Raw genomic sequence first — 12,629 nt, forward strand, 5'->3', positions numbered from 1 at the left:
GGGGCTTGAGGGGGGTGAAGGTCGGGTGCGTCGGGTGTCGATTCGCGAGTGAGAGGTTCCTCATTTGGGATCTGTTCGCGGCGCCTGAGTTCCGCAGTTTTCAGGGTCTCGATGTCGGAGGCTGGTGCGATAGTTCAGGTATGACAGAAGCGATGGAAACCCCTGGTGGGGATGCGTATCTCGCCGCCATTGCGGGCATCGTTGCGGACGTCGAGGACGTGGAGCGGCGGATGGCCGCGGTGCAGATCGCGCAGCTCCGTACGCTCGCTGCTGCGGGCCGACTGGCGGAGGAACAGGGCGCGCCCCCGAACGCGAAAGTGACCCTGCACGACATGGTGCTGCGGTCGACCGCCGCAGAGATCGGCGGAGCGATGCGGACCACCGACCGCACCATGCAGCGGCGGATCGGGGAGGCTCGGGTTACGATCGAAGGATTCCCGGCGGCCGTGGCCGCGTGGGAAGCCGGGCGGATCGTGCGCGGGCATGTGAAGGCGATCGTCGAGACCGGGCTGAACCTACCCGCAGAGATATGGGCTGAGTTCGAAGCCATTGCGATCGAGCGATGCGAAGGCGAGACCCCGAACCGAGTGCGGGGTGAGCTGGAGATCCTGGCGCACCGGATGCATCCGCGATCGTTCGCCGAGCGGCATGAGGAAGCTGCGGCGCGGCGGTGCGTCAGGTTGATCCCGGGCCGGGACGGGATGTCGGATTTAATCGCGACCCTGCCGACCGTGATTGCGGAGGGGATCCACGACCGGCTCACACAGCAGGCGCGGGCGATCGTCGACACCCGCGAGGAGCGCTCGGCGCCCTTAGATGTGATCGCGACCGACGGGAGATCGACCGATCAGGTCCGCGCCGACGTGCTCGCCGACCTGCTCCTCGCCGGCACGCCGTCGCTTGATGACACGCGCGACACGACCGCCGGGCCACTGGGCGCGATCCGCGCGCGCGTGCAGGTACTGATTCCCGCAGCGACTCTGATCGGTGCCGATGATGGACCGTGCGATCTGACCGGCCGCTCCCCCATTGACCCTGCGACCGCCCGCCTTCTCGCCGGTGCGACGCACACGTGGGAGCGCCTGTTCCACGACCCCACCACCGGAGTCACCGTCTCCACCGACTCGTACCGTGTCCCATCCGGGATGCGACGGTTCCTGCAAGCCCGCGACCAGCACTGCCGGTTCCCCGGCTGCCGCGTCGCCGCCATCCGGTGCGAAGTCGACCACACCCACGACCACGCCCTCGGCGGCAAAACCGAACTCTCCAACCTCGCCCACCTATGCCAACGACACCATTCGATGAAGCAGTTCACCGCATGGCGGGTCCGACAACTGAGGGGTGGAGTCCTGGAATGGACCTCACCCCTCGGCAGGATCTACCGCGAAGACGCACCCACCCCGGCCGTCGCCTTCACCCCTGCCACCACACACCCCGGAGACCCGGCACCCTTCTGACCCGACACAGGCCTGAACCGGGGCCGATCCTGCGCGCGCTGCGCCACGCAGAACACCGCGCCACAGCCACAGCCGATGAGCGACCCCCGGCATCCCACTTCCCCTGTCGCGGACGGCGAGCGCGCACGGCGCGTCGCGACAGGGGAACGCGGACTACGCCCCGACGACGACCGCGGACTCCGGGGCCACGACAAGCCGCTCGCCGGCCGACGTCGGCTCGACGGACGCGATCCAGACGTCGCCGCCGGCGACCTCCCACGGCTCGGACGACAGGTTCACGAGAACCCGCGCCGCGCCGCGGTGCAGCACGTACCGGGGACCCGTCGAGGTGGTCTGCACCTCGGCATCCCGCCCACCGGGACCCGGGTGCGTCAGCTCGGGCCGCGAGCGCCGCAGATCGGCCAACTGCCGGTAGAGATCCAGCAGCCGCGCGTGATCGCCCTGCGACACCTCGGACCAGTCCAGCTTCGACCGCTCGAACGTCGCGGGGTCGTTGGGGTGCGGCACGATGCTCTCGTCCCAGCCCATCTTCACGAACTCCGCGATCCGGCCCTTCGCCGTCGCCTCGGCGAGTTCCGGCTCGGGGTGCGAGGTGAAGAACTGCCACGGCGTCGACGCACCCCACTCCTCGCCCATGAACAGCATCGGCGTCCCGGGCGCGGTCAGCGTCAGCACGGCGGCGACCGCGAGCCGATCGGCCGACAGCGTCGCCGTCAACCGGTCTCCCGCCGCGCGGTTGCCGATCTGATCGTGATCCTGCGCGTAGGTCACCAGTCGCCAGGATGCCGCGTCGTCGGGCACGGGCTTGCCGTGATCCCGCTCGCGGAACGACGAGTAGGTGCCGTTGTGGAAGAAGCCCTCCGTCCACACCTTCGGCAGCGCCTCGGGGTCGGCGAAGTCCTCGTAGTAGCCGACCGCCTCGCCGGTCAGTGCGACGTGCACGGCGTGATGCCAGTCATCCGACCACTGCGCCGTCAGGCCGTACCCGCCGGCCTCGCGCGGCAGGAACATCACCGGATCGTTCAGGTCGCTCTCGGCGATGAGCGTGAGCGGCCGCCCGACGTGCGCGCTCAGCGCGTCGGTCCGCTCCGCGATCTCCTGCAGGATGTGCACCGGCTGCTCCCCGGACTCGTGCAGCGCGTGCACGGCGTCCAGCCGCAGACCGTCGACGTGGAAGTCCCGCATCCACATCAGCGCGTTGTCGACGATGAACGACCGCACGGCCGCCTCGTCGAGGTTGAGGCTGTCGCCCCATGTATTCCGCGACCCGTCGCGCAGGTACGGACCGTACTCGGGCAGGTAGTTCCCGCTCGGCCCCAGGTGGTTGTAGACGACGTCCTGGATCACCGCGAGGCCCGCCGCGTGCGCGGCATCCACGAAGCGCTGATACGCGGCCGGACCGCCGTACGTCTCCTGCACGGCGTACCAGAGCACGCCGTCGTAGCCCCAGTTGTGGGTGCCGTTGAAGGCGTTCACGGGCAGCAGCTCGATGTGCGTCACGCCGATGTCGATCAGGTGGTCGAACCGGGCGATCGCGGCATCCAACGTCCCTTCGGGCGTGAACGTCCCGAGGTGCAGCTCGTAGATCAGCCCGCCGGCGAGCTGCCGGCCGGTCCACGCCTCATCCGTCCACGGGAAGGATGCCGGGTCCACCCACGCCGACGCGTCGTGGACGCCTCGCGGCTGCCGCCGCGACCGCGGGTCGGGACGGAGGTCGTCGCCGTCACCGAGGACGAAGCCGTACTCGTCGCCGTCCGCCAGCGCGACGTCGGTGCGCCACCAGCCGTCACCGGCGGCGGTCAGCGCGACGTCATCCGCACCGGGACGGCGCAGCCGCACCCGCTCGGCCCGCGGAGCCCAGACCTCGATCACGATGCGTCCCCTTCGATGACGTCCGCCGGCGCGAGCAGCGCGACGGGGTAGGTGTCCAGCAGGTCGGCGAGCCGCAGACGACCGCCCTCGAACCGGCGCCCGGTCAGCACGTCGACCGTCGGGCCGACGTGCGTCAGCACCTCGGTGTCGCCCCAGCCGCCGCGAGCGGCGAGCCCGGCCGGCAACCGCGTCGCCACCGCCACGACGCCGCCGCGGTCGAAGGCGACCGCGTGGTCCGCGGCCTCCCCCGCGACCGTCATCGGCGTGTACCGCGTGAACAGCTCCGGATGGTCGCGCTTCAACCGCAAGGCGCGCGACACCACGAGCAGCTTCGCCGCGCCCGACGCGTCGACCGGCGGCATCCACCCCTCGTCGAGACGTGCGAGCAGGCGCCGGCGTTCCGCGAAGTCGACCTCGCGACGGTTGTCGGGGTCGACGAGCGAGTGGTCCCACAGCTCGGTGCCCTGGTAGACGTCCGGGACGCCCGGGCCCGCCAGCTGCAGCAGCTTCAGCGAGAGCGAGTTCGACCGGCCGAGCGGCGTGATCTCGTCGACGAAGCCCTCGACGATCGCACGCGCGTCACCGAAAGCGGCGTCGACGAGGTCGTGCATCTTCTCTTCGAAAGCCTCATCCGGGTCCGACCAGGTCGTGCTGTTCCCCGCTTCGCGCGACGCCTTCTCGGCGTACGCGTGCAGACGCTCTCGCGATGCGGGCCACGCGCCGACGATCGCCTGCCAGAGCAGGTTGTCGAACGGGCCGTCACCGGTCGAGGCGACCTGGCGCAGCTCGCCGAGGACCTCGGCCCACCGCTCCGGCATCTCGGCCAGCACGGACAGGCGCGTCCGGACGTCCTCGCTGCGCTTCGTGTCGTGCGTCGACAGCGACGTCATCGCCGCCGGCCACGAAGCCTGACGACGAGCGGATGCCGCATGGAACCCGTCGACGTCGACTGCGAACTCGGTCGGGTCGCCGCCCACCTCGGTGAGCGTGCCGAGCCGGGTCCAGCGGTAGAACGTCGTGTCCTCGACGCCCTTCGCCATGACGGGACCGGTCGACTGCATGAACCGCCTCGTGAACTCGCTGTCGGGGCCGGCCGTCAGGCGCGCCGCGATCGTCTCGAACGCGTCGCCCAGCTCGGGACGGCGCGACGAGGCCAGCGCGACCGCCTCATCGACCTCTTCGACGCCGGCGGGAAGGTAGGCGCGGTACACCGGGAACGCCGCGAGCAGCTCGGCGAGCGCGTCGAGCCACTGCTCGTCGGACGCGCCGTTCCGCTCACCGGCGGGGATGAGCGCCGCGAGCCGCAGCACCTCGGCGTGCAAGCCGTCGGTCGCCCATGCGAGCTTGGCCTCGTGCATCATGTCGGCGTAGTCGGCTGCCGCACCGTCTCGCAGCTGCGTGTCGAGCAAGGTGAGGCCCTGCTCGCCGGACGGGTCGACGAGCACGCGGTCGAGGACCGCCATCGCGTCGTATCCGGTCGTGCCCTCGGTCGCCCACCACGACGGCAGGTCCTCGCCGTGCTCGAGGATCTTCTCCACCAGCACGTACGCACCATCCGTGGCATCCGCCAACAGGTCGAGGTACCCGCCCGGGTCGGCGAGGCCGTCCGGGTGGTCGACCCGCAGACCGTCGGCGAGACCCTCGTCGATCCACCGCACGATCTCGACGTGGCTCGCATCGAACACGGCCGGGTCCTCGACGCGGACGCCCGCGAGCGTCGTCACGGCGAAGAAGCGACGGTAGTTGAGTTCCGCGTCACCGCGGCGCCAGAACAGCAGCTCGTAGTGCTGCGCCGCGAGGACGTCGCGGAGGTCACCCTCGCCGGTGCCGTCCGCGAGCGGGAACTCGTGGTCGAAGTACCGGACGACGCCCGCCTCGGCATCGATCGTGATCTCGCCCGCCTCGACGGCGGCATCGAGCTCCGACCCGAGCACGGGCAGCCGCAGCCGTCCGCCGAGCGCCCAGTTCACGTCGAAGGCCGCCGCGTGGGGCGACGCCTGCCCCTGGCGCAGGACGTCCCACCACCACGGGTCCTGCCGCGGGTCCGAGACGCCCTGGTGGTTCGGCACGATGTCGATCAGGATGCCGAGGCCCGCCGCGCGCGCCGCGGCGGCGAACCGCGACAGCCCCTCGGGGCCGCCGCGCTCGGGGTCGACGACCGTCGGGTCCACGACGTCGTACCCGTGGTCCGATCCGCTCGTCGCGGCCAGGATCGGCGACAGGTAGGCCCAGTCCACTCCCAGATCACGCAGGTAGTCGGTCAGCTCGGCTGCGGCATCCAGATCGAATCCGGCCCGGATCTGCAGCCGATAGGTGGACAGCGGAGCCTTCTGGTCGACGGTCATGAGTGCGGAAGCTCGCTCTGCTGCGACTGCGCGGGGACGTCGATCGCCCCGGTCATCGCGGAAAGGGACGCGGCCACCGATGAATCGACTTCGACCGTCTCCTGCTCGTGGTCGCGCAGGACGACGAGCGCCCGACCTCCGACCGTGACCGTGCCGCCGGGGTCGACGATCGGGATCTCGTCCACGCCGCCGGCGGTGTCGACGATGACCTCCCAGCGCGGGCTGGCGGTCGCCGTGGGGATGGTGAAGTCGATCGCCTCGTCGCTCGCGTTGAAGAACACGAAGAAGTGGCGGTCGTGGATCTCCTCGCCGCGGCGGTCGCGCTCGCGGATGCCGTCACCGTTGAGGAAGACGCCCACGGCGCGGCCGAAGCCAGAATCCCAATCCTCGGGCTGCATCGCCGAACCGTCCGGACGGATCCACGCGATGTCGGGGAGCGGTGCTCCCTCCTCGCGCCGCACCGGACGCCCGTCGAAGAACCGCCGCCGCCGGAACGTCGGGTGGTCGCGGCGCAGTCGCGCGAGCACCGAGGTGAACTCGATGAGGGGCTGGTCGATCGCCGTCCAGTCGATCCAGGTGAGCTCGTTGTCCTGCGCGTAGCCGTTGTTGTTGCCGTGCTGCGAGCGACCGAGCTCGTCGCCATGGGAGATCATCGGCACGCCCTGGCTCAGCAGCATCGTCGCGAGGAAGTTCCGCTGCTGACGTGCGCGCACCCGCAGGATGTCGGGGTCGTCCGTGGGGCCTTCGACACCGTGGTTGTACGAGCGGTTGTGCGATTCGCCGTCGTTGTTGTCCTCGCCGTTGGCCTCGTTGTGCTTCTCGTTGTACGAGACGAGGTCGCGCAGGGTGAACCCGTCGTGCGCGGTGACGAAGTTGATGGATGCCACCGGCCACCGCCCGTCCTGCTCGTACAGGTCGGCCGAGCCCGTGAGGCGCAGCGCGAACTCGCCGAGCGTCGACGGCTCGCCGCGCCAGAAGTCGCGGACGGTGTCACGGTACTTGCCGTTCCACTCGGTCCACTGGGGCGGGAAGTTGCCGACCTGGTACCCGCCGGGGCCGATATCCCACGGCTCGGCGATCAGCTTCACCTGGCTGACGATCGGGTCCTGCTGCACGAGCTCGAAGAAGGCCGACAGGCGGTCGACGTCGTAGAACTCGCGGGCGAGGGTCGAAGCGAGGTCGAAGCGGAAGCCGTCGACGTGCATCTCGAGCACCCAGTAGCGCAGCGAGTCCATGATGAGCTGCAGCGTGTGCGGGTTGCCGACGTTGAGGCTGTTGCCCGTGCCGGTGTAGTCCGTGTAGTACCGCTTGTCGTCGTCCTCGAGCCGGTAGTAGGCGAGGTTGTCGATGCCGCGCATCGAGAGCGTCGGGCCCATGTGGTTGCCCTCGGCGGTGTGGTTGTAGACGACGTCGAGGATGACCTCGATGCCCGCGGCGTGGAGCGCGCGCACCATCGCCTTGAACTCCTGCACCTGCTGGCCGACGCCACCGGCCGCGGAGTACGTGTTCTGCGGCGCGAAGAAGGCGATCGTGTTGTAGCCCCAGTAGTTGGAGAGTTCCTTCTCCTGGAGGGTCGAGTCGTTCACGAACTGGTGCACCGGCATGAGCTCGAGCGCCGTGACGCCGATCTTCTTGAGGTGTTCGATGACCACCGGGTGCGCGATCGCGCTGTAGGTTCCGCGGATGTCCTCGGGGATGTCGGGGTGCGTCATCGTGAGGCCCTTCACGTGGGCTTCGTAGATGACGCTCTCGGCGTACGGCGTCTTCGGCTGGCGGTCGCCCTGCCAGTCGAAGTAGGGGTTCACGACGACGCCCTTCATCATGGCGCCGGCCGAATCGTCGTCGTTCGTCGAATCGGGGTCGCCGAAGGTGTAGCTGAAGACGGACTGGTCCCACTCGATCTGGCCGTCGACGGCCTTCGCGTAGGGGTCGAGGAGCAGCTTGTTCGGGTTGAAGCGCTGCCCGTTCTCGGGGTCGTACGGGCCGTGCACGCGGTAGCCGTAGCGCTGACCGGGCTGCACCGACGGCAGGTAGGCGTGCCAGACGAATGCGTCGACGTCGATGAGTTCGACGCGCGTCTCCTCGCCGCTCTCGTCGAACAGGCAGAGCTCGACCTTCTCGGCGCACTCGCTGAACAGGGCGAAGTTCGTCCCATTACCGTCGAAGGTCGCTCCCAGAGGGTAAGCGGAACCGGGCCAAACCTGCATGCGGACTCCTGTGATAGGTGGAATGCCACAGTACCCAGGCAGTATTTCCGACCCCGGGCCCTTGACAGGTCAGCGCAGGGACAGCATGTCGTCGAGATAGTCCGCGAGGGGTCTCGGCGGACCCGTGTGGCTCCACGCGACGTGCGGCACGCCGCCCTGCAGCGACAGGATGCCGGAGCCCTCGCCGCGGTCGACGGCGGCGGCATCCATCTCGGTCCACCCCAGGTGGAGCACCTCGCCCTCGGCGAACCCGCCCCGGAACGCGGCCGCGGCCCGCTCCGACCGCGCGCGCTGCGCCTCGGCGGTGTACCCGCGGATCGCGTCGTGCCGCGCGCGCAGCACCTCGCCGGTCGCGAAGACGCGGTCCTCGCCGATCAGGAGCGCCCCGATGTGCCAGGCATCCGTCACCGGGACGATCCGCGGGGCCCGTCCGATGCCCAGGATGCGGCGGTTCGTCGTCCACTCCCCCAGCCGCTCCCGCGGCGACCCTTCGAGGCGCTCGCGCGCCGCCTGCAGCAGACCGCCGGTCGTGTGCGCCGCCACCGTCAGACGAGGTGCGTCGGTGCGGAGGATCCGGCGCCGCGGATCTGCTGGTGGAGGCGCGTCATGCGGGCGTCCAGCTCGGCGGCGGCGTCCGCGGCATCCTTCAACTGCCCCAGCAGGTGATCGGGCACCTGGCGTTCGTACTTGTAGTAGATCTTGTGCTCGAGGCTCGCCCAGAAGTCCATGGCGATCGTCCGGAACTGCACCTCGACGGGCACGTCGACGCGTCCCGTCGAGAGGTAGACGGGCACCTCGAGGATCGCGTGCAGGCTCTTGTAGCCGTTCCCCTTCGGGGTCGCGATGTAGTCCTCGACCTCGCGGACGGTGATGTCGTCCTGCGCGGTCAGCAGGTCGAACAGGCGATACACGTCGTTCACGAAACTGCAGGTGATGCGGATGCCGGCGACGTCGGTGATGTGTGCGCGCACGGACTCGAAATCAGGGTCGATGCCGCGGCGCTGGATCTTCTCGACGATGCTGTCGGGCGACTTCACGCGGCTCGAGACGTGCTCGATCGGGTTGTAGTCGTGCATCTCGTGGAACTCCTCGCGGAGGATCGAGATCTTCGTCTCGATCTCCTGCAGGCCGAACCGGTACTCCATGAGGAAGCGCTGGAACTCATCGCGCATGCTCCGAAGAGAGGAGGCGGACACCGTGATCTGCTGCTCATCGAGCGGAGTGGACATGAGGCGACGCTATCGGGAACCACTCCGAGCGCGCTGGGAAGGATGCCTCAGTCCGCTCGGGGCGGCGCCGTGGTCGCCCGGGGGACGAGCGCCGTCGGCAGGCGCAGGTGCGTCGCTGCGGGGATGCCGCCGCCCATGAACTCCAGCAGCATCGTCACGGCCTCGGCGCCCAGGCGCTGCATCGGCTGGCGGACGGTCGACAGCGCGGGCACCGACTGCGAGGCATCCGGGACGTCGTCGAACCCGATCACCGAGAGGTCGTCGGGCACGGACAGGCCGTGCTCGTGCGCGACGCGGATGACGGTCAGCGCCGAGATGTCGTTGGCGGCGAACACCGCCGTGGGACGGTCGGCCCGGCGCAGCAGCCGGGTGGCCGCTTCGCGCGCGATGTCCTCCACGTAGCGCCCGACACCGACGAGGTCGGGGTCGAACGGGATGCGGGCGTCTTCGAGCGCCCGCCGGTAGCCGCCCTCGCGCAGCATCGAGGACCGGAGGTCGGGGCGACCCGCGACGAAGCCGATGCGGCGGTGTCCGAGCGAGATGAGGTAGGCGACGGCGTGACGGGCGCCGGCGAAGCTGTCGGACTCGACGGTGGGGAGGTCGGCCGGCCCCGTGTGCGGGTCGATCGCGACGACGGGGACCTCCGCCGTGACGTTCACGACCGTGGGGGTGACCATGATCACCCCGTCGACGAGCGTGCCGCTCAACCGGCTCAGCGAGCGCCGCTCCCAGCCTTCGCTCGACACGGCCCGCGATCCGCTGTAGGCGAGGAGATCCAGTCGCGAGTCGCGCAGAGCCGCGCCGACTCCTTTGAGCACCTCGGCGGAGAACGGCTCGAAGTCCGCGACGAGGACGCCGACGACACCGGTCTGCCGTGCGCGCATGCTGCTCGCGACGAGGCTCGATTCGTAGCCGAGCTGCTCGACGGCAGTGAGCACGCGCTGCACAGTCGCGGGGGCGACGCCGTACCGTCCGTTCACCGCCTTGGAGACCGTCGCGACCGAGACACCGGCCGCGGCGGCGACGTCGTGGATCGTGGCGCGGCTTCGCATGCGTCGAAGCGTAGCCCCATGGAAAACATTTTCGAAAACGTTTGACGTGGGCGGCAACAATTCCGACACTGGGGACCGAACCCCCGGCACGCACCGCCGGGACCACCCGCACCTCGAGGACCGAGAGTGCACTCAATGAGGAGATTGGTGATCACATGAGGACCAGAAGGATCATGGCGGGGCTCGCGGCGGTAGCCGCGGCGACTCTCGCGCTCAGCGCCTGTTCGGGCGACAACGGCGGCGGCAGCGGCGACGGCACCGTCGAGATGACGCTGTGGCAGAACTCGACCACCGGCCCCGGTCAGCAGTTCTGGAAGGACGCGATCGCGGCCTTCGAAAAGGAGAACACCGGCGTCACGATCAAGATGCAGTCCGTCCAGAACGAGGACATGGACGGCAAGCTCCAGACGGCGCTCAATGCGGGCGACCCGCCCGACATCTTCCTCCAGCGCGGCGGCGGCAAGATGACCGCGATGGTGAACGCCGGCCAGCTGATGGACCTGACGGACCGCATCTCCGACGATGTCCGCGGCGAGATCTCCGAAGGCTCCTTCGCGGCCGAGACCTATCAGGACAAGGTCTGGGCGATGCCGCTCTCGGTGCTCCCGGGCGGCTTCTTCTACAGCCAGGACGCCTTCGAGAAGGCGGGCATCTCCGACACCCCCACGACGATCGACGATCTCAAGAGCGACGTCGAGTCGCTGAAGGGCACGGGCATCGCGCCCATCGCCCTCGGCGCGAAGGACGCGTGGCCCGCTGCGCACTGGTACTACTTCTTCGCCATCCGCGAGTGCAGCCCGAAGGTGATCGAGGAGACGGGCGACTCGAAGGACTTCAGCGACGACTGCTGGACCCGCGCCGCCGAGGACCTCACCGACTTCGCCGCGATCAAGCCGTTCAACGAGGGGTTCCTCACCACCGCCGCCCAGCAGGGCGCCGGCAGCTCGGCCGGCCTCGTCGCGAACCGCAAGGCCGCGATGGAGCTCATGGGCGCATGGGACCCGGGTGTGATCGCCTCGCTGACGCCGGACGAGAAGCCCCTCCCCGACCTGGCCTGGTTCCCCTTCCCCGAGATCTCGGGCGGCGACGGTGAGCCCGGATCGATGATGGGTGGCGTCGACGGTTACTCGTGCTCCGCGCAGGCCCCGAAGGAGTGCGCCGACTTCCTCAACTTCATCGCCGGCTCGGAGCAGCAGACGAAGTACTACGAGGCGTTCCAGTCGCCGCCGGTCAACTCGGTGGCGCAGAAGTCGGTGAAGGAGCCCTACCTGCAGCAGATCCTCGAGGCGTACAACAGCGCCCCGTTCGTCTCGCAGTGGCTCGACACCGTCCTCGGCCAGAACGTGGGCAACGCGCTGAACGTCGCCGTCGTCGACATGCTCGCCGGTGGCAGTGACCCGCAGAAGTTCATCGCCGCCGTCAACGCCGCGGGCGCGCAGGGCTGACCATGACCGTTCGCGAGATGTCCGTCTCGGACGCCACCGGTCTCGCGGCGCACGCCGGGGGTGGCGACACGCCGCCCCCGGCTCGGCCGCGGTCCCGCCGCCGGCGGGGCCTCGGCTGGTCGGGGCGACTGGAGGTCCTCCTCCTCGCCGGACCCGCCGTGATCTTCTTCGTCGGGTTCGTCATCCTGCCGGTCCTGATGGCCGCCTATTACGGCTTCTTCCGCTGGTCGGGCTTCGGGCCCGCCACCGACTTCGTCGGGCTGAAGAACTACATCACGATCTTCAGCGACCCCAACTTCCAGAGCGCACTGCTGCACAACGCCTTCATCGTCGTCATGTCGCTGGTGCTGCAGGGACCCATCGCGATCCTCTTGGCGCTCCTGCTCAACCGCAAGATGCGGGGACAATCCGTCATCCGCGTCCTCATCTTCGTGCCGTACGTCATCGCCGAGGTGGTCGTCGGCACCGGGTTCAGCCTGCTGCTGTCGACCAACGGCGCCGCCAACGGGATGCTGGACAAGCTCGGCCTGGGCGGCCTGACCCAGGACTGGCTGGCCGACCCGTCGATCGCGATCTGGACGCTCATGGCGATCCTCACGTGGAAGTACGTCGGCTTCGCCGTCATCCTCTTCCTCGCAGGACTCCAGGGCATCCCCGAAGAGCTGTACGAGGCGGCCGCCATCGACGGCGCGTCCTACTGGCAGATCCAGCGGCAGATCGCCCTGCCGCTTCTCGCACCGACCCTGCGCATCTGGGCGTTCCTCTCGATCATCGGCGCCCTGCAGCTGTTCGACCTCGTCTACATCATCTGGGGCCAGTACGTCTCGTCGGTCGCCGGCACCAACACGATGGCGATCTACATGGTCGTCACCGGCCGCAACGCCGGGAACTTCGGCTACGGCAACGCGGTCGCCGTCGTCATCTTCGTCATCTCGCTCATCGTCGCGCTGTTCTACCAGCGCTTCGTGCTCCGCCGTGACACGGCGGGCGCCATCACAGAGAGGGGCGTGCAGTGAGCGCCA

The 12,629-nt window shown here is 69.2% G+C and carries 9 protein-coding genes; 3 read left to right on the top strand and 6 right to left on the bottom strand.

Annotation, left to right across the window (positions count from 1 at the left end; all coding sequences use genetic code 11):
• Nucleotides 1-140 precede the first annotated feature (140 nt).
• The gene (locus AC4NN1_RS09750) at nucleotides 141-1,457 is read left to right on the top strand and encodes an HNH endonuclease signature motif containing protein (RefSeq protein ID WP_491955215.1); all 1,317 of its coding nucleotides are present in this window, start codon (nucleotides 141-143) and stop codon (nucleotides 1,455-1,457) included.
• Between the two features lie 153 nt (nucleotides 1,458-1,610).
• On the opposite strand, the gene treZ is transcribed toward AC4NN1_RS09750, so the two are convergent.
• The 6 genes from treZ to AC4NN1_RS09780 all read right to left on the bottom strand — a co-directional run bounded on the left by treZ (nucleotide 1,611) and on the right by AC4NN1_RS09780 (nucleotide 10,219).
• Entirely contained in the window at nucleotides 1,611-3,329 is a 1,719-nt protein-coding gene (gene treZ, locus AC4NN1_RS09755; RefSeq protein WP_491955144.1) for a malto-oligosyltrehalose trehalohydrolase, read from the bottom strand.
• Nucleotides 3,326-5,674 carry a malto-oligosyltrehalose synthase gene (gene treY / locus AC4NN1_RS09760; protein WP_491955145.1) on the bottom strand — a complete coding sequence of 783 codons (2,349 nt, stop codon included), beginning with the start codon at nucleotides 5,672-5,674 and terminating at the stop codon, nucleotides 3,326-3,328. Before treY ends, treZ begins: the two co-directional genes overlap by 4 nt.
• Nucleotides 5,671-7,881: a glycogen debranching protein GlgX gene (gene glgX, locus AC4NN1_RS09765; protein WP_491955146.1), complete on the bottom strand. Its 2,211-nt coding sequence runs from the start codon at nucleotides 7,879-7,881 to the stop codon at nucleotides 5,671-5,673. The genes treY and glgX overlap by 4 nt, the downstream gene beginning before the upstream one ends.
• A 69-nt stretch (nucleotides 7,882-7,950) precedes the next feature.
• The gene (locus AC4NN1_RS09770) at nucleotides 7,951-8,424 is read right to left on the bottom strand and encodes a hypothetical protein (protein WP_018185639.1); all 474 of its coding nucleotides are present in this window, start codon (nucleotides 8,422-8,424) and stop codon (nucleotides 7,951-7,953) included.
• A gap of 2 nt (nucleotides 8,425-8,426) precedes the next feature.
• Nucleotides 8,427-9,110, bottom strand: a complete 684-nt coding sequence (locus tag AC4NN1_RS09775) for a GTP pyrophosphokinase (RefSeq protein WP_018185640.1) — start codon at nucleotides 9,108-9,110, stop codon at nucleotides 8,427-8,429.
• Between the two features lie 47 nt (nucleotides 9,111-9,157).
• Nucleotides 9,158-10,219 carry a LacI family DNA-binding transcriptional regulator gene (locus tag AC4NN1_RS09780; RefSeq protein ID WP_491955147.1) on the bottom strand — a complete coding sequence of 354 codons (1,062 nt, stop codon included), beginning with the start codon at nucleotides 10,217-10,219 and terminating at the stop codon, nucleotides 9,158-9,160.
• Between the two features lie 116 nt (nucleotides 10,220-10,335).
• Between AC4NN1_RS09780 and AC4NN1_RS09785 the strand changes: the two genes are divergently transcribed.
• Nucleotides 10,336-11,607, top strand: a complete 1,272-nt coding sequence (locus tag AC4NN1_RS09785; RefSeq protein ID WP_491955148.1) for an ABC transporter substrate-binding protein — start codon at nucleotides 10,336-10,338, stop codon at nucleotides 11,605-11,607.
• Between the two features lie 2 nt (nucleotides 11,608-11,609).
• Nucleotides 11,610-12,623, top strand: a complete 1,014-nt coding sequence (locus tag AC4NN1_RS09790; protein WP_491955149.1) for a carbohydrate ABC transporter permease — start codon at nucleotides 11,610-11,612, stop codon at nucleotides 12,621-12,623.
• Nucleotides 12,624-12,629: the final 6 nt, after the last annotated feature.

It is taken from the genome of Microbacterium sp. MDV22-iso44, assembly GCF_058629135.1.

Excerpts from the sequence above, each read along its gene's own strand:
- AC4NN1_RS09790 (WP_491955149.1), top strand. The coding sequence starts at position 11,610 with ATGACCGTTCGCGAGATGTCCGTCTCGGACGCCACCGGTCTCGCGGCG.
- treY (WP_491955145.1), bottom strand. The coding sequence starts at position 5,674 with ATGACCGTCGACCAGAAGGCTCCGCTGTCCACCTATCGGCTGCAGATC.
- AC4NN1_RS09775 (WP_018185640.1), bottom strand. The coding sequence starts at position 9,110 with ATGTCCACTCCGCTCGATGAGCAGCAGATCACGGTGTCCGCCTCCTCT.
- glgX (WP_491955146.1), bottom strand. The coding sequence starts at position 7,881 with ATGCAGGTTTGGCCCGGTTCCGCTTACCCTCTGGGAGCGACCTTCGAC.
- AC4NN1_RS09750 (WP_491955215.1), top strand. The coding sequence starts at position 141 with ATGACAGAAGCGATGGAAACCCCTGGTGGGGATGCGTATCTCGCCGCC.
- AC4NN1_RS09785 (WP_491955148.1), top strand. The coding sequence starts at position 10,336 with ATGGCGGGGCTCGCGGCGGTAGCCGCGGCGACTCTCGCGCTCAGCGCC.